Raw genomic sequence first — 23,112 nt, forward strand, 5'->3', positions numbered from 1 at the left:
CATAGGCTTCCCCCCGAAATGATGGACATCAACGAGATTCGCGAATACCTGCCTCACCGTTACCCGTTCCTGCTGGTGGATCGGGTGGTGGACCTGGACGTTGAAGGCAAGCGCATTCGCGCCTACAAGAATGTCAGCATCAACGAGCCGTTCTTCAATGGTCACTTCCCCGCGCATCCAATCATGCCGGGCGTGCTGATCATCGAGGCAATGGCTCAGGCTGCCGGGATCCTTGGTTTCAAAATGCTCGACGTAAAACCTGCCGACGGCACGCTCTACTACTTCGTCGGTTCCGACAAGCTGCGCTTCCGCCAGCCGGTCACCCCGGGTGATCAGTTGATCCTCGAAGCCAAGTTCATCAGTTGCAAGCGCCAGATCTGGAAGTTCGAATGCCAGGCTTCGGTCGACGGCAAGCCAGTCTGCTCCGCTGAAATCATCTGTGCGGAACGCAAGCTATGAGTTTGATTGACCCTCGCGCAATCATCGATCCGACGGCCGTCCTGGCCGCCGATGTCGAGGTCGGCCCGTGGTCGATCGTCGGCGCAGGTGTGGAAATCGGCGAGGGTACGGTGATCGGTCCTCACGTAATTCTCAAGGGACCGACCCGGATTGGTCGACACAATCGCATCTACCAGTTTTCTTCGGTAGGCGAGGACACGCCCGATCTCAAGTACAAAGGTGAAGAGACCCGTCTGGTCATCGGCGATCACAACGTGATCCGCGAAGGCGTGACGATTCACCGTGGCACCGTTCAGGATCGCTGCGAAACGACCCTGGGCGACCACAACCTGATCATGGCCTACGCGCACATCGGCCATGACAGCGTGATTGGCAACCATTGCATCCTGGTCAACAACACCGCGCTGGCCGGCCATGTGCACGTGGATGATTGGGCGATCCTGTCCGGGTTCACCCTGGTGCACCAGTATTGCCATATCGGCGCCCACAGCTTCTCTGGCATGGGCACCGCCATCGGCAAGGACGTCCCGGCCTATGTCACGGTGTTCGGCAACCCGGCCGAAGCCCGCAGCATGAACTTCGAAGGCATGCGCCGTCGTGGGTTCAGCGAAGAGGCGATTACGGCGCTGCGTCGCGCCTACAAAGTCGTGTATCGTCAGGGCTTGACGGTCGAGCAGGCACTCGCCGAACTGGCCGAGGCTTCGGCGCAATACCCCGAAGTCGCGATCTTCCGTGACTCCATCCAGTCTTCGACCCGCGGCATCACTCGCTGACCATGGCTAATTTGCGTGTTGCACTGGTGGCGGGGGAGGCTTCCGGTGACATTCTGGGCGCCGGTCTGATGCGCGCGCTCAAGGCGCAGCATCCCGCTGTCGAATTCATTGGTGTTGGCGGGCCGTTGATGGAGGCCGAAGGCCTGACGTCCTATTTCCCGATGGAACGCCTGTCGGTGATGGGCCTGGTGGAAGTGCTCGGCCGCTTGCGCGAGTTGCTGGCCCGGCGCAAAAAGCTGATCCAGACCCTGATCGACGAAAAGCCGGATGTGTTCATCGGTATCGATGCGCCGGATTTCACCCTCAATATCGAACTCAAGCTACGTCAGACCGGGATCAAGACCGTGCATTACGTCAGCCCGTCGGTCTGGGCCTGGCGGCAGAAGCGGGTGCTGAAGATTCGCGAAGGTTGCGACCTGATGCTGACGCTGCTGCCGTTCGAAGCCCGGTTCTATGAAGAGAAGGGCGTGCCGGTGCGGTTTGTCGGGCACACCCTGGCCGATACCATTCCCCTGGAAGCCGACCGCGATGCGGCCCGCCAGGCCTTGGGCCTGCCCGAGGGACCACTGGTGGCCTTGATGCCCGGCAGTCGGGGCGGCGAAGTGAGTCGCCTGGGCGGTCTGTTTTTCGACGCTGCCGAACGCCTTCGGGCGCTGCGCCCCGGTGTACGTTTTGTCCTGCCGTGTGCCAGTGCGCCGCGTCGCGCCCAGTTGGAAGCGCTGCTGGTCGGCCGCGATTTGCCGGTGACGCTGCTCGACGGTCGTTCCCACGAAGCGTTGGCGGCCTGCGATGCCGTGTTGATTGCCTCCGGCACTGCGACCCTTGAGGCGCTGTTGTATAAGCGCCCGATGGTGGTCGCCTATCGCCTGGCGCCACTGACGTTCTGGATTCTCAAGCGCATGGTCAAGAGCCCCTACGTGTCCTTGCCGAACCTGTTGGCCCAGCGCTTGTTGGTGCCGGAGCTGCTGCAGGACGAGGCGACCGCCGAGGCGCTGGCCACCACGCTGTTGCCCTTGATCGATGGCGGCGAGGAACAGACTCGGGGCTTTGATGAAATCCACCGTACCTTGCGTCGTGATGCTTCCAACCAGGCGGCTGACGCGGTACTGACCCTGATTGGCGCAAAACCATGAGCAACTCAAAGCTGCAGATGGGCCTGGATTTCAACCTGGTCGCCGAAGTGGAAGAATTGGTGGCGGGTGTCGATGAGGTGGGTCGCGGCCCGTTGTGCGGCGCGGTGGTGACGGCCGCGGTGATTCTCGACCCGAAGCGGCCGATCCTGGGCCTCAACGATTCGAAGAAACTCACGCAAGCCCGTCGCGAAAAGCTCTACGACGAGATCTGCGAGAAAGCCCTGAGCTGGTGCATCGCCCGGGCCGAAGTCGAAGAAATCGATGAACTCAATATCCTGCACGCCACCATGCTTGCCATGCAGCGTGCGGTGCAGGGCCTGCACATCACGCCGAAACTGGCGATGATCGATGGCAATCGCTGCCCGAAACTGTCGATGCGCGCCGAAGCGGTGGTCCAGGGCGACGCCAAGGTGCCGGCCATCGCGGCGGCCTCGATCCTGGCGAAGGTCAGCCGTGACCGGGAAATGGCTGCCTTCGAATTGATTTACCCGGGCTATGGCATCGGCGGCCACAAGGGTTACCCGACCCCCGTTCATCTCGAAGCCCTGGCGCGCCTTGGGCCAACGCCGATCCATCGGCGTTCGTTCGCGCCGGTGCGGCTGGCTTATGAGGCGCGTGGTGGCTTGATCGTGGGTAATCAGGCTACGGTCTCTTGATGCAGGCTTTTGTGGCGAGGGGATTTATCCCCGCTGGGCTGCGAAGCAGCCCCAAAGCCCATCAGGCACCGGGTTGTCAGCTAAAGGGCCGCTTCGCGCCCCAGCGGGGATAAATCCCCTCGCCACAAAGGCAGTATTTGCCAGGCAGAAGACTCATGGCTGATGTTTTACCCAAGGCCCGGTACAATCCGGGCCTTGTTGTTTTCATGACTTAACGCAGGATCACTATGCCGGCTTCATTCGTTCATCTACGCCTGCACACTGAATACTCCCTGGTCGACGGTCTGGTGCGGATCAAGCCCCTGGTCAAGACCCTGGTGGGCATGAACATGCCTGCCGTGGCGGTCACCGACCAGAACAACATGTGTTCGCTGGTCAAGTTCTACAAGGCCGCCATGGGCGCCGGGATCAAGCCGATCTGTGGCGCCGACCTGTGGCTGTCGAACAAGGACCCGGACGCACCGCTGAGCCGTATCAGCCTGTTGGTGATGAACGCCCTGGGCTATCGCAACCTCACCGAGCTGATCTCCCGTGGTTTTATCGACGGCCAGCGCAACGGCTCGATCATCATCGAGCGCGAGTGGGTGGCCGAGGCCAGCGAAGGGCTGATCATGCTGTCGGCGGCCAAGGAAGGTGAAATCGGCCTGGCCCTGCTCAGTGGCAATCCCGAGGAAGCCGAGACCCTGGCCCGTGACTGGATGTCGGTGTTCCCGGATCGCTTCTACATCGAAGTGCAGCGCACCAATCGTCCCAATGATGAAGAACACCTGCATGCCGCCGTAGCCCTGGCCGACAAGATCGGCGCGCCGCTGGTGGCGACCAACGATGTGCGCTTTATCAAGCAGGAAGACTTCGAAGCCCACGAAACCCGTGTCTGCATCGGTGAGGGCCGGGCCCTCGACGACCCGCGCCGGTCGAAGAACTACAGCAACCAGCAATACCTCAAGAGCGCCGAGGAAATGGCCGAGTTGTTCAGCGACCTGCCCGAGGCGCTGGAAAACACCGTCGAGATCGCCAAGCGCTGCAACATCGACGTGAAGCTGGGCAAACACTTCCTGCCCAACTTCCCGATTCCCGATGGCATGACCATCGACGAGTATTTCCGCAAAGTGTCCTTCGACGGCCTTGAGGAGCGCCTTAGCGTCCTGCTGCCCAAGGACACCACCGAAGATTACGAAGCCAAGCGCCAGGTCTATGTCGATCGGTTGAATTTCGAGCTGGATATCATCATCCAGATGGGCTTCCCCGGTTACTTCCTGATCGTGATGGACTTCATCCAGTGGGCCAAGAGCAACGGCGTGCCGGTGGGCCCAGGCCGTGGGTCGGGTGCCGGGTCGCTGGTGGCCTATGTGCAGAAGATCACCGACCTCGACCCGCTGGAATATGACCTGCTGTTCGAACGTTTCCTCAACCCGGAACGGGTATCCATGCCCGACTTCGACGTCGACTTCTGCATGGACGGTCGCGACCGGGTGATCGACTACGTGGCCGAGAAATATGGCCGCAACGCTGTGAGCCAGATCATCACCTTCGGTTCCATGGCCGCCAAGGCGGTGGTGCGCGACGTGGCGCGGGTGCAGGGCAAGTCCTACGGTTTGGCGGATCGTCTGTCGAAGATGATTCCGTTCGAAGTCGGCATGACCCTGGAGAAGGCCTACGAGCAGGAAGAAATCCTGCGGGACTTCATCAAGGTCGACGAAGAAGCCGCGGAAATCTGGGAGATGGCCCGCAAGCTCGAAGGCGTGGTGCGTAACGTCGGCAAGCACGCCGGGGGCGTGGTGATCGCACCGACCAAGCTGACTGACTTCTCGCCGATCTATTGCGATGAAGAAGGCGACGGCCTGGTGACCCAGTTCGACAAGGATGACGTCGAGGCGGCGGGCCTGGTGAAGTTCGACTTCCTCGGCCTGCGGACCCTGACCATCATTGACTGGGCGCTGAAAACCATCAACCGTGAGCGGGCCAAGGTCGGCGAAGAGCCGCTGGACATTGCCTTCATCCCGCTGGATGACAAGCCGACCTACAGCCTGCTGCAAAAAGCCGAAACCACGGCGGTGTTCCAGCTTGAATCCCGGGGCATGAAGGAGCTGATCAAAAAGCTCAAGCCCGACTGCCTGGAAGACCTGATCGCACTGGTGGCCCTGTTCCGTCCGGGCCCGTTGCAGTCGGGCATGGTGGATGACTTCATCAACCGTAAGCACGGTCGCGCCGAGCTGGCGTACCCGCACTCGGATTATCAGTACGAAGGCTTGAAGCCGGTGCTGGCACCGACCTACGGCATCATCCTGTATCAGGAACAGGTGATGCAGATTGCCCAGGTCATGGCCGGTTATACCCTCGGCGGTGCGGACATGCTGCGCCGGGCGATGGGTAAGAAAAAGCCCGAGGAAATGGCCAAGCAGCGCGGCGGTTTCATTGAGGGTTGCGCGACCAACGGCATCGACCCTGACCTGGCCGGTAACATTTTCGACCTGGTGGAAAAGTTCGCCGGCTACGGCTTCAACAAATCCCACTCCGCCGCCTATGGCCTGGTGTCGTACCAGACCGCGTGGCTGAAGGCGCATTACCCGGCGCCGTTCATGGCCGCGGTACTGTCGGCGGATATGCACAACACCGACAAGGTCGTGACCTTGATCGAAGAAGTGCGGACCATGAAGCTGCGCCTCGACGCACCGGACGTGAACGCTTCGGAGTTCAAGTTCACGGTGAACGACGAAGGCCGCATCATTTACGGCCTGGGCGCGATCAAGGGTGTGGGCGAGGGGCCGGTGGAAGCCATCACCGAAGCGCGCCAGGACGGGCCGTTCAAGGACCTGTTCGATTTCTGCGCCCGGGTTGACCTCAAGCGCATCAACAAGCGCACCCTCGACGGTTTGATCCGCAGTGGTGCCCTGGACCGGCTGGGGCCTTACTTCCAGGATGAGCCCAAGGCCTACCAGGCCAACATCGACCGCAACCGCGCGGTGTTGCTGGCGGCGATGGAGGAGGCGATCAAGGCCGCCGAACAGACTGCCCGTACCCATGATAGCGGCCACGCCGACCTGTTTGGCGGGCTGTTCGTCGAAGAAGACGCCGATGTCTATGGCAACCATCGCAAGGCCAAGGAGCTGACCCTCAAGGAGCGCCTCAAGGGTGAGAAAGACACCTTGGGCCTGTACCTCACCGGTCACCCGATCGACGAGTACGAAGGTGAGATCCGCCGCTTCGCCCGTCAGCGCATCATCGACCTCAAGCCGGCGCGCGACACGCAAACCGTCGCTGGCATGATCATCGCCCTGCGGGTGATGAAGAACAAAAAGGGCGACAAGATGGGCTTCATCACCCTCGACGACCGCTCCGGGCGCATCGAGGCCTCATTGTTCGCCGATGCGTTCCATTCGGCGCAGTCGCTGTTGCAGACCGATGCGATGGTGGTGGTGGAAGGCGAGGTCAGCAACGATGACTTTTCCGGTGGCCTGCGGCTGCGGGTCAAGCGGGTGATGAGCATGGAAGATGCCCGTACCAACCTGGCCGAAAGCCTGCGCCTGAAGCTGCAGACCCAGGATCTCAAGGGCGATCAGCTACGCTGGTTGGGTGAATTGTTCAAGCGCCATCGCGGTGCCTGCCCGATCACCATGGAGTACGTACGCCCCGATGCCAAGGCTGTGTTGCAGTTCGGCGAAGGCTGGCGAATCGATCCGGCGGATGCGTTGATTCAAGCCTTGCGTGACCAGTTCGGCAAAGACAACGTCTTCCTCCAATACCGTTGACGGCCAGGGGCCATTCCTGAAACCGGAATACCCCTGATCTCGACCCGAATTTTTAATCTCGACCTGAACGCGCCTCTCCCTTAAGGTAGGCGCGAATAGACAACCGGCCGGCCCAAGCTCTCTTGGACGTCGACCCAAGACGGACGCCTATGAACCCGAATTTTCTAGATTTCGAACAGCCGATCGCCGACCTGCAAGCCAAGATCGAAGAGTTGCGCTTGGTCGGTAATGACAATTCGCTGAATATCGGCGATGAAATCTCTCGTCTGCAAGACAAAAGCCGCACGCTGACCGAAGACATCTTCGGCAAGCTGACCAGCTGGCAGATCGCCCGCCTGGCGCGTCATCCACGTCGTCCCTACACCCTGGACTACATCGACCACATCTTCACCGAGTTCGATGAGCTGCATGGCGACCGTCACTTCTCCGACGACGCCGCGATCGTCGGCGGTGTCGCCCGTCTGGACGACCAGCCGGTGATGGTTATCGGCCATCAGAAAGGCCGCGAAGTGCGCGAGAAAGTGCGCCGCAACTTCGGCATGCCGCGTCCGGAAGGCTACCGCAAGGCCTGCCGCCTGATGGAAATGGCCGAGCGCTTCAAGATGCCGATCCTGACCTTCATCGACACGCCGGGCGCCTACCCGGGCATCGACGCCGAAGAGCGCAACCAGAGCGAAGCGATTGCCTGGAACCTGCGCGTCATGGCACGCCTGAAAACCCCGATCATCGCCACTGTAATTGGCGAGGGTGGTTCCGGCGGTGCACTGGCTATCGGCGTCTGCGACCAGCTGAACATGCTGCAATATTCCACCTATGCGGTGATCTCGCCGGAAGGCTGCGCCTCGATCCTGTGGAAAACCGCCGAGAAGGCGCCGGATGCCGCTGAGGCCATGGGCATTACCGCCGAGCGTCTCAAGGGCCTGGGCATCGTCGACAAAGTGATCAGCGAGCCAGTCGGCGGCGCTCACCGCGACCCGGCTGCAGCGGCGGCACTGATCCGCGCCGAGCTGAGCTCGCAACTGTCGATGCTCAAGAAGTTCGACAACGAAGCGCTGCTGGCTCGTCGCTACGAGCGGTTGATGAGCTACGGCCTCTGATCTGACCAAGCTTCCAGCAGCTGTGGGGGAGCCAATGTGGGAGCGGGCTTGCTCGCGAAAGCGGTTTAACATTCAACCTATGTGTTGACTGATTCACCGCCTTCGCGAGCAAGCCCGCTCCCACATTTGATTTGTGCCAAGGCTGAAACCCATGAACGCAAGCAACGATCTGCCAAGCCGCCTGCTTACCCAGCTCATTCCCTGGCGCAACGCCGCCACCTGGCGCATCGCCTTCTCCGGCGGCCTCGACTCCACCGTCCTGCTGCACCTGCTCGTAACCCTTTCGCAACGCGAACCCTTGCCCGCATTGAGTGCTATCCATGTGCATCACGGCCTCCAGGCGGTGGCCGAGGCGTGGCCGGACCATTGCCGCTCGGTCTGCGCGGCCCTGGGCGTGCCGCTGGACGTGGTGACTGTGCAAGTGCGCCCTGGTGCCAGTGTCGAGCGCGCCGCGCGGGAAGCACGTTACGCGGCCTTTGTCGCGGCGATCCACAGCAACGAAGTGCTGCTCACCGCCCAGCATCGCGATGACCAGGCCGAAACCCTGCTGTTTCGCCTGCTAAGGGGCGCAGGGGTGAGGGGCTTGGCGGCGATGCCACGGCAGCGTCCTTTGGGCCAGGGGCATTTGCTGCGACCGTTGCTTGATGTGTCTCGCGCAGAGCTGGAAGCCTATGCGACACAACAGGGCTTGAGCTGGATCGAAGACCCGTCCAACGACGACCATCGGTACGCGCGCAATTACCTGCGCCAGCGAGTTTTTCCAGTGTTGGCCGAGCAATGGCCGCAAGCCTCGGCGACCCTGGCGCGCAGCGCTGCGCACATGGGGGAAGCCCAAGGCTTGCTGGACGATTTGGCGCGGATCGACCTGACCCAGGCCGCGACAGCGGGCGCGTTCGACTGGCTCGGGCTGCAATCCCTGGCGCTGGCGCCTTTGCGGGCGTTGTCGCCGGCCCGTCAGCGCAACGCCTTGAGCCACTGGCTGGCGCCGATGACCCTGCTGCCCGACAGCGATCACTGGTCGGGCTGGGACTCGCTGCGCGATGCCGCCGATGATGCCCGACCGATCTGGCGACTGGCCGGCGGTGAGCTGCACCGCGCCGCCGGGCGGGTCTGGTGGTTATCCGACCACTGGCTATGTCCGCTGCCAGGCACCGTCGACTGGGCCGATCCGGCGGTTGCACTGCGCTTGCCAGGCAATGGTCGGGTGGTGCTCGACGGCACGCCGCCTGCGGGGCCGCTTAGTGTGCGCTATCGTCAAGGCGGCGAGGTGATGGCGTTAGCGGGTCGTGGTCACCGTGACCTCAAGCGTTTGCTCAATGAAAAGGCCGTGCCGGCGTTCGTTCGCGGCCGATTGCCGCTGCTCTATCAGGGCCAGCAATTGCTGGCGGTGGCCAACCTGGCCGGGCTCGATGCACAGGCTGATGGCAGTTGGCAATTGATCTGGACGCCAGGAAGCCAAGATCTGGGTTTGAGCTGAAAGGGGCTTTCCGGTAGACTACGCTCCCTTCTTGATACAACTTCTGTGGATTCGCCTGAATTGCAGGAGTTGCCGATTACCAAGCAGTCTTTGCTGGGCGATTCCAAAAAATGTGTAGCGAGCAACGTACCGGTGATTTCACTTCCGGTCTGTCCCAACGCGGCGGTTTTTTTGAAAGGTGCACTGTGATTAATGCAGGTGATCGGGGGCTTCGGCCTTCCTTCGCTTTCCCCGGCGGCTCGGACCGCTTTAACGCAGACTTCTAGGGTTTTTCATGACGCGCTACATATTCGTCACGGGCGGTGTTGTTTCTTCATTGGGGAAAGGCATTGCCTCGGCTTCATTGGCGGCCATCCTGGAGGCGCGGGGACTTAAGGTCACCATGCTCAAGCTGGACCCGTACATCAACGTTGACCCGGGCACCATGAGCCCGTTCCAGCACGGTGAAGTGTTCGTCACCCACGACGGCGCCGAGACCGACCTGGACCTGGGCCACTACGAGCGGTTCATCCGCACGACCATGACCCAGAACAACAACTTCACCACCGGCCGTGTCTACGAACACGTGCTGCGCAAGGAGCGTCGTGGTGACTACCTGGGCGCGACCATCCAGGTCATCCCGCACATCACCGACGAAATCAAGCGCCGCATCATCAAGGGTGCTGGCGATGCCGACGTGGCGATGGTCGAAATCGGCGGTACCGTGGGCGACATCGAGTCCCAGCCGTTCCTCGAAGCCATCCGCCAGTTGCGTTTCGAAATCGGCGCCAAGCGCGCGATGCTGATGCACCTGACACTGGTGCCGTACATCGCCACGGCCGGCGAAACCAAGACCAAGCCCACCCAGCACTCGGTCAAGGAACTGCGTTCCATCGGCCTGCAGCCGGACGTGCTGATCTGCCGCTCCGATCACCCGATCGACATCTCGTCGCGTCGCAAGATCGCCCAGTTCACCAACGTTGAAGAGCGCGCGGTCATCGGCCTGGAAGACGCCGACACCATCTACAAGATCCCGGGCATCCTGCACTCCCAGGGCCTGGACGACTTCGTCGTCGAGCGCTTCGGCCTGCAATGCGCCAGCGCCGACCTGTCCGAGTGGGAAGCCGTGGTCGATGCCAAGCTCAACCCGGAACACGAAGTCACCATCGCCATGGTCGGCAAGTACATGGAGCTGCTGGACGCCTACAAGTCGTTGATCGAGGCGATGAGTCACGCCGGTATCAGCAACCGCACCAAGGTCAACCTGCGCTACATCGATTCCGAAGACATCGAGAACCAGGGCACCGGCCTGCTCGAAGGCGCCGATGCGATCCTCGTGCCGGGCGGTTTCGGCCTGCGGGGCGTGGAAGGCAAGATCACTGCCGTGCAATACGCTCGCGAAAACAAGGTGCCTTACCTGGGTATCTGCCTGGGCATGCAAGTGGCGGTCATCGAGTTCGCCCGTAACGTGCTGGGCTGGAAAGACGCCAACTCCACCGAATTCGATCGTGCCAGCGGCCATCCGGTCGTGGGCCTGATCACCGAGTGGGAAGATGCCACCGGTGCCGTGGAAGTGCGTACCGAAAGCTCGGACCTGGGCGGCACCATGCGTCTCGGCGCCCAGGATTGCCTGCTGGAAGCTGGCTCCAAGGTGCACGATTGCTACGCCAAGGATGTGATCGTCGAGCGTCACCGTCATCGCTACGAAGTGAACAACAACCTGCTGCCGCAGTTGATCGAAGCCGGCCTGAAAATCTCCGGTCGTTCCGGTGACGGCGCGCTGGTCGAAGTGGTCGAGGCTCCGGATCACCCATGGTTCGTCGCCTGCCAGTTCCACCCCGAGTTCACCTCGACGCCACGGGACGGTCATCCATTGTTCAGTGGTTTCGTGAAGGCCGCTTTGGCTCAACACCAGAAAAAGGCATAAGACGATGGCCCAGAAGATCATTCGTGTCGGCGACATCGAGATTGCCAACGACAAGCCCATGGTGCTGTTTGGCGGCATGAACGTGCTGGAAAGCCGCGACATGGCGATGCAGGTCTGCGAGGAGTACGTGAAGGTCACCCAGAAACTGGGTATCCCTTACGTGTTCAAGGCCAGCTTCGACAAGGCCAACCGTTCGTCCGTGACGTCCTACCGTGGCCCGGGCCTGGAAGAAGGCATGCGGATCTTCCAGGACATCAAGCAAGCCTTTGGCGTGCCGATCATCACCGACGTCCACGAGCCGGCCCAGGCCGCGGTCGTCGCCGAGGTCTGCGACATCATCCAACTGCCGGCCTTCCTGTCGCGCCAGACCGACCTGGTGGTGGCGATGGCCAAGACCGGTGCGGTGATCAACATCAAGAAAGCCCAGTTCCTCGCACCCCAGGAGATGAAACACATCCTGAGCAAGTGCGAAGAAGCCGGTAATGACCAGTTGATCCTCTGCGAGCGCGGTTCGAGCTTCGGCTACAACAACCTGGTAGTGGACATGCTCGGCTTCGGCATCATGAAGCAGTTCGAATACCCGGTGTTCTTCGACGTGACGCACGCCTTGCAGATGCCGGGCGGTCGTTCCGACTCCGCTGGCGGTCGTCGCGCCCAGGTGACCGACCTGGCTAAGGCTGGCATCAGCCAATCCCTGGCTGGCCTGTTCCTTGAAGCCCACCCGGATCCGGACAATGCCAAGTGCGACGGCCCTTGTGCCTTGCGCTTGAACAAGCTGGAACCTTTCCTGTCTCAGCTCAAGGCGTTGGACGAGCTGGTCAAGAGTTTTCCGACGATAGAAACCGCGTAACGCGGTTTTCTCCGGTAAAGTACCGCTCGATTATCGCTCTGGCCCGCTGGCCGCACTGCTCTTGTGGGAGCATGGCTTGCCAGCGATGGCGTCCTTGAGGTCCCCATCGCCGGTAGTTCGTGCTCTTGTGGCGAGGGAGCTTGCTCCCGCTGGAGTGCGAAGCGCTCCCATTCGGTCTGTTTTGGCTGAATCGCCGCTGAGGGTGAGCAAGTTTTCTGCAACGTTCTAGTCAACTTTGGAGTGTTTACAACAATGGCAAAAATCGTCGACATCAAAGGTCGTGAAGTTCTCGACTCCCGTGGCAACCCCACTGTTGAAGCGGACGTGCTTCTCGACAACGGCATCATCGGCAGCGCCTGCGCGCCGTCCGGTGCTTCCACTGGCTCGCGCGAAGCGCTGGAGCTGCGTGATGGCGACAAGAGCCGTTACCTGGGCAAAGGCGTGCTCAAAGCCGTCGCCAACATCAACGGTCCGATCCGCGAGCTGTTGCTGGGCAAGGATCCTGCCGACCAGAAAGCCCTCGATCACGCGATGATCAAGCTCGACGGTACCGAAAACAAAGGCACCCTGGGCGCCAACGCGATCCTCGCCGTGTCCCTGGCCGCTGCCAAGGCCGCTGCCCAGGATCAGGACCTGCCGCTGTACGCTCACATCGCCAACCTCAACGGTACCCCGGGTGTCTACTCGATGCCGGTGCCGATGATGAACATCATCAACGGTGGCGAGCATGCCGATAACAACGTCGACATCCAGGAATTCATGGTGCAGCCGGTCGGCGCCAAGACCTTCTCCGAAGGCCTGCGCATGGGCACCGAGATTTTCCATCACCTCAAGGCTGTGCTCAAAGCCCGTGGCCTGAGCACTGCTGTGGGCGACGAAGGCGGTTTCGCACCGAACCTGGCGTCCAACGAAGACGCGCTGAAAGTGATCTCCGAAGCCGTGGCCAACGCTGGCTACAAGCTGGGCACCGACGTGACCCTCGCCCTGGACTGCGCGGCCAGTGAATTCTACGAAGACGGCAAGTACAACCTGTCTGGCGAAGGGCAGGTGTTCACCGCCGAAGGTTTCGCCGACTACCTCAAGGGCCTGACCGAACGTTATCCGATCATCTCCATCGAAGACGGCCTGGACGAGTCCGACTGGGCTGGCTGGAAAATCCTCACCGACAAGATCGGCGAGAAAACCCAGCTGGTGGGTGACGACCTGTTCGTGACCAACACCAAGATCCTGAAAGAAGGCATCGACAAGAAGATCGCCAACTCGATCCTGATCAAGTTCAACCAGATCGGCACCCTGACCGAAACCCTGGAAGCCATCCAGATGGCCAAGGCTGCCGGCTACACCGCCGTGATCTCCCACCGCTCCGGTGAAACCGAAGACTCGACCATTGCCGACCTGGCCGTGGGCACTGCGGCAGGCCAGATCAAGACCGGTTCGCTGTGCCGTTCCGACCGCGTTTCCAAGTACAACCAACTGCTGCGTATCGAAGAGCAATTGAATGGCAAGGCCAAGTACAACGGTCGCGCCGAGTTTCGCGGTTAAGCGGTAAATGATAAAAAGACAGCGGGTTAGGTCGCAAAAGTCGCCATGGCGGCGGTTTTGCCTCTAATCTGATGCCTTATCAAGCACAAGCCTGGGTTCTCCAGGCTTCGTGCTATCAGACGCTTCAAAGTTTGGCATGGCGGTCTTTTTTCACTGGATACCTGATATTCGATGCGCAGTCCCAATTGGTTGTTTCTTGTCTTGCTCCTGTTGCTGGCCGGCCTGCAGTACCGCCTGTGGGTGGGCAATGGCAGCTTTGCGCAAGTGGCCGACCTGACTCAGCAAATTGCCGACCAACACGCCGAAAACGAGGCGCTGCTGGAGCGTAATCGGGTGATGGACGCCGAAGTGACAGAGCTGAAAAAAGGCATGGAGACCGTTGAAGAGCGGGCTCGACATGAACTGGGCATGGTCAAGGAGGGCGAAACCCTCTACCAGTTGGCCCAATGAGTATTCGTTTGCCGGCCTTCTGGGCCGTGATTCCTGCCGCGGGCGTTGGCGCTCGTATGGCCGCGGACCGTCCCAAGCAATACCTGCAGTTGGGCGGACGCACAATTCTTGAACACAGCCTCGGCTGTTTCCTCGATCACCCCACCGTCAAGGGCGTGGTGGTCAGCCTTGCACACGATGATCCCTACTGGCCGACCCTGGCCTGCGCCGGCGACACACGCATCCAGCGCGTCGACGGTGGCGAACAACGTTCCGATTCAGTGCTCAATGCCTTGCTGCACCTGCACGAGCAGGGCGCCGACGATCACGACTGGGTGCTGGTGCACGACGCCGCCCGACCCAACCTGGCCCGAGCCGACCTGGACACACTGCTCAGCGAGTTGGCGAACGACCCGGTTGGCGGTCTGCTGGCCGTCCCGGCGCGCGACACCCTCAAGCGCGTCGACAAACATGGCCGTGTGCTGGAAACCGTTGATCGCAGCGTGATCTGGCAAGCCTACACGCCACAGATGTTCCGCCTCGGCGCCTTGCATCGGGCCTTGGCCGACAGCCTGGTTGCAGATGCGGTGATCACCGACGAAGCGTCCGCCATGGAATGGGCGGGACAGGCGCCGCGGCTGATCGAAGGGCGAGCCGATAACCTCAAGGTCACCCGGCCGGAAGATCTGGAGTGGTTGCGCCAGCGCTGGGCGAATCGTCGCTAATCAACTCCGTATCTGTTCCAAGACCGCGTCGCGCCCTTCGCGAGCAAGCCCGCTCCCACAAAAGGTCTATGTTGATCATAAAAGTGTGGCCAGACACAGGGCCCGTGTGGGAGCGGGCTTGCTCGCGAAGGCGATCATGCAGGCACCGGATAAACTCCGGACAGAAACTGGCCTAACCCCGATACTCCGGCCGCTCAGCCAGGCCTTCCTTCAAGTAATCCACCAACTTGCGCACCTTCGGCGACAGATGCCGCTGCTGCGGGTACAACGCCCACACTGCCGTATTCGGCGGCTGATGAGCCTCCAGCAGCGAGATCAATGCACCACTGTGCAAATGCTCCAGCACGTAATAATCCGGCAGTTGGCATAACCCCACCCCTTGCAGCGCCGCATCGAGCACCGCTTGCCCGCTGTTGCAGCGCCAGTTTCCCTGCACTCGCTGGGAAAATTCCCGCCCGTTCTGCTCCAGTTGCCAGACGTCGGAGCTGCCGATCAGGCAGTTGTGGCGGCTCAGTTCCGACAAACTGTGGGGCCGCCCGTAGCGTTCCAGGTACGAGGGTGAAGCGCACAGGTACATGCGCCGCGGTGCCAGGCGCGTGGCGACCAGGCGGGAGTCCTGCAAGCGACCCAGGCGAATCGCCAGGTCCAGGCCTTCGTGCACCAGGTCCAGAGGGCGGTTGCTCAGTTCGATGTCTACCCGCAACTGCGGGTACAGCCCCATGAACCGCGTTACCAGGGGCACGATAAACCGTTCGCCATAGGCCACGGCACAGGTCATGCGCAGCATGCCCTTGGGTTCGCTGGTGAGATCGCCCACCGCCCGCAGTGCTTCCTCGCGCCCGTCCTGCAGGCGTTGGCAATGCTGCAAAAACGTCTGGCCGGCCTCGGTCAGGGTGACCCGCCGGGTGCTGCGGTAGAGCAATCGTGTCTGCAAGCGCTCTTCAAGCCGTACGATTTGTCGGCTGATGTGGGAGGAAGAGACCCCGAGACGTTCGGCGGCGGCGGTGAATTGGCTGCATTCGGCCACGGCGACGAACTCGTCGATCCCTTCCCAGCGGTTATCGGACATGAAGGATTATCCCTATACAGCAATAATGTTTTGCTTTTGATTGGATTATTCATCGTCCGGCGGAGGATTACACTCCCGGTCTTGTTTTTATTTGCTGGAGAGTCCGGATGATCAAGTCGCGCGCTGCCGTTGCCTTCGAGGCCAAGAAACCCCTGGAAATCGTTGAAGTCGACGTCGCCATGCCCAAGGCGGGCGAAGTGCTGTTGCGCGTGGTGGCTTCCGGTGTCTGCCACACCGACGCCTACACCTTGTCGGGCGCCGACCCGGAAGGGATCTTCCCGTCGATCCTCGGTCACGAAGGCGGCGCTATCGTCGAAGCCATCGGCGAAGGCGTGACCTCGGTGGCGGTGGGTGACCATGTGATCCCGCTGTACACACCGGAATGCGGCCAGTGCAAATTCTGTAAGTCGGGCAAGACCAACCTCTGCCAGGCGATTCGCGCCACCCAGGGCAAAGGCCTGATGCCGGACGGCACTTCGCGCTTTTCCTACAAGGGCGAGACGATTTTCCACTACATGGGCACCTCGACGTTCTCCGAGTACACCGTGCTGCCGGAAATCTCCGTCGCGAAGATTCCAAAAGAAGCGCCGCTGGAAAAAGTCTGCCTGCTGGGTTGTGGCGTCACCACCGGCATCGGCGCGGTACTCAACACCGCCAAGGTCAAGCCGGGTGACACCGTGGCGATCTTCGGCCTGGGCGGCATCGGCCTGTCGGCGGTGATTGGTGCCGTGAAGGCCAAGGCCGCGCGCATCATTGCCATCGACATCAACCCGGCCAAGTTCGAAATCGCCAAGCAACTGGGTGCCACCGATTGCGTCAACCCGAAAGACTTCGACCGTCCGATCCAGGAAGTCATCGTCGATATGACTGATGGCGGCGTGGACTTTTCCTTCGAGTGCATCGGCAATGTCCAGTTGATGCGTGCCGCGCTGGAGTGCTGCCACAAAGGCTGGGGCGAGTCGGTGATCATCGGCGTGGCCGGCGCCGGCCAGGAAATCGCCACCCGTCCCTTCCAGTTGGTGACCGGGCGCGTCTGGCGTGGTTCGGCCTTTGGTGGCGTGCGCGGTCGCAGCGAGTTGCCAAGCTATGTGGCAATGGCCGAGACGGGCGAGATCCCGCTGGATACTTTCATCACCCACACCATGGGCCTGGAAGATATCAACAAGGCGTTCGACCTGATGCATGAAGGCAAGAGCATCCGCACCGTTATCCATTTCTGAGGTCGGTCATGAGTCTGGAAAACATCTCCTGCCAGAAAAGCTTCGGCGGCTGGCACAAACGTTACCGGCACCGTTCCGACGTGCTCGGTTGTGACATGGTGTTTGCCGTGTACCTGCCGCCGCAGGCCGAGCAGGGCGGCAAGTTGCCCGTGCTGTATTGGTTGTCCGGGCTGACCTGCACCGACGAGAACTTCATGCAAAAGGCCGGTGCCCAGCGCATGGCCGCCGAGCTGGGCCTGATCATCGTCGCGCCGGACACCAGCCCTCGTGGCGCCGACGTGCCGGGCGATCCGGACAATGCCTGGGACTTCGGCCTGGGTGCAGGGTTTTATCTGAACGCCACGCAGGATCCATGGGCGCGGCACTATCGGATGCATGACTACGTGGTGCAGGAATTGCCGGCACTCGTCGAAGCGCATTTCCCGGCCTCGGACAAACGCGGCATCAGTGGTCACTCCATGGGCGGCCACGGTGCGCTGGTCTGCGCCTTGCGCAACCCGGGGCGTTACCGTTCGGTGTCGGCTTTTTCGCCGATCAACAATCCGATGGATTGCCCATGGGGCCAGAAGGCTTTCTCCCGTTACCTGGGGGAAGACCGCTCGAAATGGCGGGAATGGGATGCCTGTGCATTGATTGCCGAGGCACAGGAGAAGCTGCCACTGCTGGTGGACCAGGGCGATCGCGATGATTTCCTGGCCAACCAGCTCAAGCCCGAAGCCTTGCAACAGGCGGCCAAGGCTGCCGACCATCCGCTGGAGCTGCGCCTGCAACCGGGCTACGACCACAGCTACTTCTTCATCGCCAGCTTCATTGACGACCACTTGCAGCATCATGCGCGCGCTCTAAACGCCTAATGCAGGTAGAATCACGCCCTGACAAAAATCGGGGCGTTTTTTTATGCGTATTGGCCACGGCTACGATGTTCACCGTTTCGCTGAAGGCGACTTCATTACTCTGGGCGGCGTGCGAATCGCACATGGCTTCGGGCTGCTCGCGCATTCTGACGGTGATGTCCTGCTGCACGCCTTGAGCGATGCATTGCTCGGCGCGGCTGCCCTGGGTGACATCGGCAAGCACTTTCCCGACACCGACCCGCAATTCAAGGGCGCCGACAGCCGTGTGCTGCTGCGTCATGTTGTCTCGCTGATCCATGCCAAGGGCTGGAAGGTCGGCAACGTCGATAACACCATCGTTGCCCAAGCCCCCAAGATGGCGCCGCACATCGAAGCGATGCGCCAATTGATTGCCGAGGATCTTCAAGTTGAGTTGGACCAAGTGAACGTGAAAGCCACCACTACCGAAAAGCTGGGCTTCGTCGGTCGCGAAGAAGGCATTGCCGTCCACTCCGTCGCCTTGTTGCTGCGCCCATGACGGAACTGGAACTGTTAGGGCCGCGTGCCTACGGTGAGCCGCTGGGCAGTGCGGTACTCAAGGCCACCGCTGAAGATTTCCAGGTCGATGAAGTGCTCGACATCCCGTTGACCGGTGATGGCGAGCACCTGTGGATCTGGGTTGAAAAACGTGGCTTGAACACCGAAGAGGCCGCCCGGCGAATCGCCAAGGCGGCTGGCGTGCCGTTGCGCACCGTCAGCTACGCCGGGCTCAAGGACCGTCAGGCCCTGACCCGCCAGTGGTTCAGCGTCCAATTGCCGGGCAAGGCCGATCCGGACCTGTCGGCGGCAGAGAACGACACGCTGAAGATCCTCAAGACTGCGCGCCATCGGCGCAAGCTGCAGCGCGGCGCGCATTCGGCCAATGGCTTCACCCTGCGCCTGACCCAGTTCAAGGGCGACACGGCAGCGATCGATGCGCGTCTGCAACAGATTGTCCGCCAAGGCATCCCCAACTATTTTGGCGCCCAGCGCTTCGGCCATGACGGCGGCAATGTTGTCGATGCCCGGGGCTGGGCGGCGCGCAAGGCGTTGCCGGAACAGCGCAATGTGCGCTCGCGGTTGTTGTCCACCGCCCGCAGCTTTCTGTTCAACCGGGTGCTGGCGGCGCGGGTCGCCGACGGTACCTGGCAGCAAGCCCAGGTGGGCGATTTGCTTGCCTTCACCGACAGCCGCAGTTTTTTCCCGGCCGGCGAGGCTGAGTGCAGCGACCCGCGCCTGGCCATTCTTGACTTGCACCCGACCGGGCCGCAGTGGGGCGAGGGACCTTCGCCTGCCACCGGCGCGACGTTCGAGCTGGAACAAGCTATCGCCGCGGGCGAGGCCGATTTGCGGGACTGGTTGATAAACGCGGGAATGAGTCACGAACGTCGCATCCTGCGACTGCCCATTGGCGGGCTGTCGTGGCATTATCCCGAGTCTGACATTCTGCAACTGGAATTCGTCCTGCCGGCCGGATGTTTCGCCACTGTCTTGGTGCGCGAACTCGTCGATCTGGTGCCGGTGGGGCAGACGGACAGCCCATGCGTATTCTGATTTCTAACGACGACGGGGTGACTGCACCCGGTCTTGCCGCGCTTTATGCTGCGCTGGCGGATTTTGCCGAGTGCGTGGTCATCGCCCCGGACCAGGACAAAAGCGGCGCCAGCAGCTCGCTGACGCTCGACCGTCCGTTGCACCCCTGCTATCTGGATAACGGTTTCATCAGCCTCAACGGCACCCCGACCGATTGCGTGCACCTGGGCCTCAACGGCTTGCTGGAGCGAGAGCCGGACATGGTGGTGTCGGGTATCAACCTGGGCGCCAACCTGGGGGACGACGTGCTTTATTCCGGTACGGTTGCCGCCGCCCTGGAAGGTCGTTTCCTGGACAAGCCATCGTTTGCCTTTTCGTTTGTTTCGCGGCAGGTCGATAACTTGCCGACCGCCGCCTACTTCGCCCGTAAACTGGTCGAAGCCCACGGCGAACTGGAGCTGCCGCCACGCACGGTGCTGAACGTGAATATCCCCAACCTGCCGCTCGATCACATCCGTGGCATCCAGCTCACTCGCCTGGGCCACCGTGCCCGCGCCGCCAAACCGATGCATGTCGTCGACCCGCGCGGCAAGGCCGGTTACTGGATCGCCGCCGCCGGTGATGCCGAAGACGGCGGGCCGGGCACTGATTTCCATGCGGTGATGCAAGGTTATGTCTCGATCACGCCGTTGCAGTTGGACCGTACCTTCAACGACGCCTTTCGAAATCTCGATGGCTGGCTGGAGGGGCTGCGCTGATGGCTCGTGAGCAAGACGATATGCTGCGCCGCGGAATCGGCATGACCTCCCAGCGCACCCGTGAACGACTGATCCAGCGTCTCTACGAAGAAGGCCTGTCCAACGCCCAGGTGTTGGAAGTCATTCGCCGCACGCCGCGCCATCTGTTCGTCGATGAAGCCCTGGCCCATCGCGCCTATGAAGACACGGCGTTGCCGATCGGCCACAACCAGACCATTTCCCAGCCATACATGGTGGCCCGCATGAGCGAGCTGCTGCTGGAGGCGGGGCCGCTGGACAAGGTGATGGAGATCGGTACCGGCTCGGGTTACCAGACGGCGGTGTTGTCGCAACTGGTCGAGCGGGTGTTTTCCGTAGAGCGGATCAAGGTACTGCAGGATCGCGCCAAGGAACGCCTGGTTGAGTTGAACCTGCGCAACGTGGTGTTTCGCTGGGGAGATGGCTGGGAGGGGTGGCCGGCCCTGGCGCCGTACAACGGCATCATCGTGACCGCGGTGGCCACCGATGTACCCCAGGCCCTGCTGGATCAGCTTGCTCCCGGCGGGCGACTGGTCATTCCGGTGGGCGCCGGTGAAGTCCAGCAACTGATGCTGATCGTGCGTGAAGAACATGGTTTTTCGCGACACGTCCTGGGGGCGGTACGGTTCGTGCCGTTACTCAATGGGCCGTTGGCCTGAGCATTTATATACAGACGCTGAATTCCGTGGCCCGGCCTGTGTCTTACAGCGGCACCGATTTGCTGAACAGAGTCCAACGGCGTCGAGCAAACGTGTGCGACGACACATTGCGCTTCATTAATAGAGGCGTAGTCGTTGCCAGCTATATTTGTATGAGGTCTGCCTGGACAGGCAGTTTCCAATTTTTCAGCCACCACAAAGGGAGCGGCGGGTGAGTCTCACAGTCATTGCGCAGCGTATGGGTATCACGAGCTTTCAGCGCCTGGTGACTGGCCTTGTCTTGAGTACTTTGCTGGTCGGGTGTTCCAGTACGCCGTCGGGTAATGTTCGGGTTGTCGATCGCAACAACAGCGCAACACCTCAACGTCCTACAGTAACGACGGGTCAATATGCAGTCCGTCGCGGCGATACCCTGTTTTCCATCGCTTTTCGCTACGGCTGGGACTACAAAGCCCTCGCAGCGCGCAACAACATTCCTGCGCCTTATACGATTCACCCCGGTCAGACGATTCGCTTCGATGGCCGTAGCGGTTCAACGCCTACCGCAGTGGTGACGCAGTCGGGTTCGACGGCTTCGTCGTCGAGTAAAACCACGGTCATTCGCCGGCCGGCGGGGGCTGGCACGGCGACAGTACCGTCCGTCGCGAGCAAATCGCCCCCCGCTCCGATGCCTCCGGCAGGCCCCGCCCCGACAGGCTGGGGATGGCCTTCTAATGGCGTTCTCATTGGAAAATTCTCTTCAAACGGTAGTTTGAATAAAGGAATTGATATCGCCGGGGATTTGGGACAGCCTGTTTTAGCCGCGTCTGATGGCACGGTTGTGTACGCCGGGAGTGGTTTAAGGGGCTACGGCGAACTCGTGATCATCAAACACAGCGATACCTACGTCAGTGCCTACGGTCACAACCGCAGGCTGTTGGTTCGGGAGGGGCAGCAGGTCAAAGTCGGACAGACAATTGCCGAAATGGGATCAACGGGAACAGACCGGGTGAAACTGCATTTTGAGATTCGCCGGCAAGGTAAACCAGTCGATCCGCTGCAATTCCTGCCTCGGCGTTGATTTGATTGTCAGCCTGTTCCGTCACGTAGAGGGAACAGGCTCCAGCGTTGCCAAGGATAAAGGCGTCGCTTGAGCTTGAGGTCGAACTCACCAAAGGACTATAACAATGGCTCTCAGTAAAGAAGTGCCGGAGTTTGACATCGACGATGAGGTTCTCCTTATGGAGACCGGCATCGCTATGGATTCGATGTCGAATGATGAAGGGGCGACTCCACCTTCCGTTCGTGCCAAATCCAAACACTCCGCTTCACTTAAACAACATAAGTACATCGACTATACCCGGGCGCTGGACGCCACTCAGCTGTACCTCAACGAAATCGGTTTCTCGCCACTGCTCTCCCCCGAGGAAGAAGTTCATTTTGCGCGGCTGTCGCAAAGTGGCGACCCGGCCGGCCGAAAACGCATGATTGAAAGCAACCTGCGCCTGGTGGTGAAAATCGCCCGACGCTACGTCAATCGCGGGCTTTCGCTGCTGGACCTGATTGAAGAGGGCAACCTGGGCCTGATTCGCGCCGTCGAGAAATTCGACCCCGAGCGCGGCTTCCGTTTCTCGACCTACGCCACCTGGTGGATCCGCCAGACCATCGAACGGGCGATCATGAACCAGACCCGGACCATCCGGTTACCGATTCATGTGGTCAAGGAGCTGAACGTCTACCTGCGGGCCGCCCGTGAGTTGACCCAGAAACTCGACCATGAACCTTCACCCGAAGAAATCGCCAACCTGCTGGAAAAACCGGTAGGAGAGGTCAAGCGCATGCTTGGGCTCAACGAGCGTGTCTCTTCGGTAGACGTCTCGCTGGGGCCGGACTCGGATAAGACCCTGCTGGATACCCTGACCGACGATCGTCCGACCGATCCGTGCGAGTTGCTCCAGGACGATGACTTGTCCCAGAGCATTGACCAGTGGCTTTCGGAACTTACGGACAAGCAACGGGAAGTGGTGATTCGCCGCTTCGGCTTGCGCGGTCATGAAAGCAGCACGCTTGAAGATGTAGGCCTGGAGATTGGTTTGACCCGTGAGCGGGTGAGGCAGATCCAGGTTGAAGGTCTCAAGCGCCTGCGAGAGATCCTGGAGAAGAACGGCTTGTCGAGCGAGTCGTTGTTTCAATAATACCAAGGCAAGT

Annotated in this window: 21 protein-coding genes; 20 read left to right on the forward strand and 1 reads right to left on the reverse strand. The window is 61.1% G+C overall.

Annotation, left to right across the window (positions count from 1 at the left end; genetic code table 11):
• The first annotated feature begins 18 nt into the window (after positions 1-18).
• The 12 genes from fabZ to ispD all read left to right on the forward strand — a co-directional run bounded on the left by fabZ (position 19) and on the right by ispD (position 14,796).
• Positions 19-459 (forward strand): 3-hydroxyacyl-ACP dehydratase FabZ, encoded by a 441-nt coding sequence (gene fabZ, locus B0E42_RS05720; RefSeq protein WP_003184897.1) that lies wholly within the window; start codon positions 19-21, stop codon positions 457-459.
• Positions 456-1,232 carry an acyl-ACP--UDP-N-acetylglucosamine O-acyltransferase gene (lpxA, locus tag B0E42_RS05725; protein WP_018603708.1) on the forward strand — a complete coding sequence of 259 codons (777 nt, stop codon included), beginning with the start codon at positions 456-458 and terminating at the stop codon, positions 1,230-1,232. Before fabZ ends, lpxA begins: the two co-directional genes overlap by 4 nt.
• Before the next feature lie 2 nt (positions 1,233-1,234).
• The gene (gene lpxB / locus B0E42_RS05730; protein WP_077505931.1) at positions 1,235-2,365 is read left to right on the forward strand and encodes a lipid-A-disaccharide synthase; all 1,131 of its coding nucleotides are present in this window, start codon (positions 1,235-1,237) and stop codon (positions 2,363-2,365) included.
• An 11-nt stretch (positions 2,366-2,376) separates the two neighbouring features.
• A complete protein-coding gene (rnhB, locus tag B0E42_RS05735; protein ID WP_168188496.1) occupies positions 2,377-3,021 on the forward strand; it encodes a ribonuclease HII in 645 nt (214 codons plus the stop codon).
• Between the two features lie 227 nt (positions 3,022-3,248).
• The gene (dnaE, locus tag B0E42_RS05740) at positions 3,249-6,770 is read left to right on the forward strand and encodes a DNA polymerase III subunit alpha (protein ID WP_024619347.1); all 3,522 of its coding nucleotides are present in this window, start codon (positions 3,249-3,251) and stop codon (positions 6,768-6,770) included.
• 149 nt (positions 6,771-6,919) lie between these two features.
• On the forward strand, positions 6,920-7,867 hold the full coding sequence (locus tag B0E42_RS05745) for an acetyl-CoA carboxylase carboxyltransferase subunit alpha (RefSeq protein ID WP_057451689.1): 948 nt from the start codon (positions 6,920-6,922) through the stop codon (positions 7,865-7,867).
• A gap of 151 nt (positions 7,868-8,018) precedes the next feature.
• Positions 8,019-9,344 carry a tRNA lysidine(34) synthetase TilS gene (gene tilS / locus B0E42_RS05750; protein ID WP_077505933.1) on the forward strand — a complete coding sequence of 442 codons (1,326 nt, stop codon included), beginning with the start codon at positions 8,019-8,021 and terminating at the stop codon, positions 9,342-9,344.
• Positions 9,345-9,618: 274 nt separating this feature from the next.
• Entirely contained in the window at positions 9,619-11,250 is a 1,632-nt protein-coding gene (locus B0E42_RS05755; RefSeq protein ID WP_018603697.1) for a CTP synthase, read from the forward strand.
• 4 nt (positions 11,251-11,254) lie between these two features.
• Positions 11,255-12,100, forward strand: a complete 846-nt coding sequence (gene kdsA / locus B0E42_RS05760) for a 3-deoxy-8-phosphooctulonate synthase (protein WP_003198268.1) — start codon at positions 11,255-11,257, stop codon at positions 12,098-12,100.
• A gap of 252 nt (positions 12,101-12,352) precedes the next feature.
• Positions 12,353-13,642, forward strand: coding sequence for a phosphopyruvate hydratase (gene eno / locus B0E42_RS05765; protein ID WP_018603694.1), 1,290 nt, complete (start codon positions 12,353-12,355; stop codon positions 13,640-13,642).
• 171 nt (positions 13,643-13,813) lie between these two features.
• Positions 13,814-14,092 carry a cell division protein FtsB gene (gene ftsB / locus B0E42_RS05770; protein ID WP_018603692.1) on the forward strand — a complete coding sequence of 93 codons (279 nt, stop codon included), beginning with the start codon at positions 13,814-13,816 and terminating at the stop codon, positions 14,090-14,092.
• Positions 14,089-14,796: a 2-C-methyl-D-erythritol 4-phosphate cytidylyltransferase gene (gene ispD / locus B0E42_RS05775; RefSeq protein ID WP_018603690.1), complete on the forward strand. Its 708-nt coding sequence runs from the start codon at positions 14,089-14,091 to the stop codon at positions 14,794-14,796. Before ftsB ends, ispD begins: the two co-directional genes overlap by 4 nt.
• Positions 14,797-14,968: 172 nt before the next feature.
• Here the strand turns inward: ispD and B0E42_RS05780 are convergent, their stop codons facing one another.
• Positions 14,969-15,865 (reverse strand): LysR substrate-binding domain-containing protein, encoded by an 897-nt coding sequence (locus B0E42_RS05780; RefSeq protein WP_018603688.1) that lies wholly within the window; start codon positions 15,863-15,865, stop codon positions 14,969-14,971.
• 107 nt (positions 15,866-15,972) lie between these two features.
• On the opposite strand from B0E42_RS05780, the gene B0E42_RS05785 reads away from it, so the two are divergent.
• The 8 genes from B0E42_RS05785 to rpoS all read left to right on the forward strand — a co-directional run bounded on the left by B0E42_RS05785 (position 15,973) and on the right by rpoS (position 23,099).
• Positions 15,973-17,085, forward strand: a complete 1,113-nt coding sequence (locus B0E42_RS05785) for an S-(hydroxymethyl)glutathione dehydrogenase/class III alcohol dehydrogenase (RefSeq protein WP_018603686.1) — start codon at positions 15,973-15,975, stop codon at positions 17,083-17,085.
• An 8-nt stretch (positions 17,086-17,093) separates the two neighbouring features.
• Positions 17,094-17,939 (forward strand): S-formylglutathione hydrolase, encoded by an 846-nt coding sequence (fghA, locus tag B0E42_RS05790; protein WP_018603685.1) that lies wholly within the window; start codon positions 17,094-17,096, stop codon positions 17,937-17,939.
• Positions 17,940-17,982: 43 nt separating this feature from the next.
• Positions 17,983-18,456 carry a 2-C-methyl-D-erythritol 2,4-cyclodiphosphate synthase gene (gene ispF, locus B0E42_RS05795; protein ID WP_003184863.1) on the forward strand — a complete coding sequence of 158 codons (474 nt, stop codon included), beginning with the start codon at positions 17,983-17,985 and terminating at the stop codon, positions 18,454-18,456.
• Complete coding sequence (truD, locus tag B0E42_RS05800; RefSeq protein WP_018603679.1) at positions 18,453-19,511, forward strand: tRNA pseudouridine(13) synthase TruD; 1,059 nt, start codon at positions 18,453-18,455, stop codon at positions 19,509-19,511. Before ispF ends, truD begins: the two co-directional genes overlap by 4 nt.
• Positions 19,499-20,248 carry a 5'/3'-nucleotidase SurE gene (gene surE / locus B0E42_RS05805; protein WP_038856712.1) on the forward strand — a complete coding sequence of 250 codons (750 nt, stop codon included), beginning with the start codon at positions 19,499-19,501 and terminating at the stop codon, positions 20,246-20,248. Before truD ends, surE begins: the two co-directional genes overlap by 13 nt.
• A gap of 41 nt (positions 20,249-20,289) precedes the next feature.
• Complete coding sequence (locus B0E42_RS05810) at positions 20,290-20,925, forward strand: protein-L-isoaspartate(D-aspartate) O-methyltransferase (RefSeq protein ID WP_170862085.1); 636 nt, start codon at positions 20,290-20,292, stop codon at positions 20,923-20,925.
• 211 nt (positions 20,926-21,136) lie between these two features.
• A complete protein-coding gene (locus tag B0E42_RS05815) occupies positions 21,137-21,985 on the forward strand; it encodes a peptidoglycan DD-metalloendopeptidase family protein (RefSeq protein WP_033062503.1) in 849 nt (282 codons plus the stop codon).
• 106 nt (positions 21,986-22,091) lie between these two features.
• Complete coding sequence (gene rpoS / locus B0E42_RS05820) at positions 22,092-23,099, forward strand: RNA polymerase sigma factor RpoS (RefSeq protein ID WP_003198289.1); 1,008 nt, start codon at positions 22,092-22,094, stop codon at positions 23,097-23,099.
• The last annotated feature ends 13 nt before the right edge of the window (positions 23,100-23,112 follow it).

It is taken from the genome of Pseudomonas sp. A25(2017) (genome assembly GCF_002001065.1).
Taxonomy (GTDB): domain Bacteria; phylum Pseudomonadota; class Gammaproteobacteria; order Pseudomonadales; family Pseudomonadaceae; genus Aquipseudomonas; species Aquipseudomonas kilonensis.

Coding starts and splice junctions, on each gene's coding strand:
- fabZ (WP_003184897.1), top strand. CDS start 19: ATGATGGACATCAACGAGATTCGCGAATACCTGCCTCACCGTTACCCG.
- lpxA (WP_018603708.1), top strand. CDS start 456: ATGAGTTTGATTGACCCTCGCGCAATCATCGATCCGACGGCCGTCCTG.
- lpxB (WP_077505931.1), top strand. CDS start 1,235: ATGGCTAATTTGCGTGTTGCACTGGTGGCGGGGGAGGCTTCCGGTGAC.
- dnaE (WP_024619347.1), top strand. CDS start 3,249: ATGCCGGCTTCATTCGTTCATCTACGCCTGCACACTGAATACTCCCTG.
- B0E42_RS05745 (WP_057451689.1), top strand. CDS start 6,920: ATGAACCCGAATTTTCTAGATTTCGAACAGCCGATCGCCGACCTGCAA.
- tilS (WP_077505933.1), top strand. CDS start 8,019: ATGAACGCAAGCAACGATCTGCCAAGCCGCCTGCTTACCCAGCTCATT.
- B0E42_RS05755 (WP_018603697.1), top strand. CDS start 9,619: ATGACGCGCTACATATTCGTCACGGGCGGTGTTGTTTCTTCATTGGGG.
- kdsA (WP_003198268.1), top strand. CDS start 11,255: ATGGCCCAGAAGATCATTCGTGTCGGCGACATCGAGATTGCCAACGAC.
- eno (WP_018603694.1), top strand. CDS start 12,353: ATGGCAAAAATCGTCGACATCAAAGGTCGTGAAGTTCTCGACTCCCGT.
- ftsB (WP_018603692.1), top strand. CDS start 13,814: ATGCGCAGTCCCAATTGGTTGTTTCTTGTCTTGCTCCTGTTGCTGGCC.
- ispD (WP_018603690.1), top strand. CDS start 14,089: ATGAGTATTCGTTTGCCGGCCTTCTGGGCCGTGATTCCTGCCGCGGGC.
- B0E42_RS05780 (WP_018603688.1), bottom strand. CDS start 15,865: ATGTCCGATAACCGCTGGGAAGGGATCGACGAGTTCGTCGCCGTGGCC.
- B0E42_RS05785 (WP_018603686.1), top strand. CDS start 15,973: ATGATCAAGTCGCGCGCTGCCGTTGCCTTCGAGGCCAAGAAACCCCTG.
- fghA (WP_018603685.1), top strand. CDS start 17,094: ATGAGTCTGGAAAACATCTCCTGCCAGAAAAGCTTCGGCGGCTGGCAC.
- ispF (WP_003184863.1), top strand. CDS start 17,983: ATGCGTATTGGCCACGGCTACGATGTTCACCGTTTCGCTGAAGGCGAC.
- truD (WP_018603679.1), top strand. CDS start 18,453: ATGACGGAACTGGAACTGTTAGGGCCGCGTGCCTACGGTGAGCCGCTG.
- surE (WP_038856712.1), top strand. CDS start 19,499: ATGCGTATTCTGATTTCTAACGACGACGGGGTGACTGCACCCGGTCTT.
- B0E42_RS05810 (WP_170862085.1), top strand. CDS start 20,290: ATGACCTCCCAGCGCACCCGTGAACGACTGATCCAGCGTCTCTACGAA.
- rpoS (WP_003198289.1), top strand. CDS start 22,092: ATGGCTCTCAGTAAAGAAGTGCCGGAGTTTGACATCGACGATGAGGTT.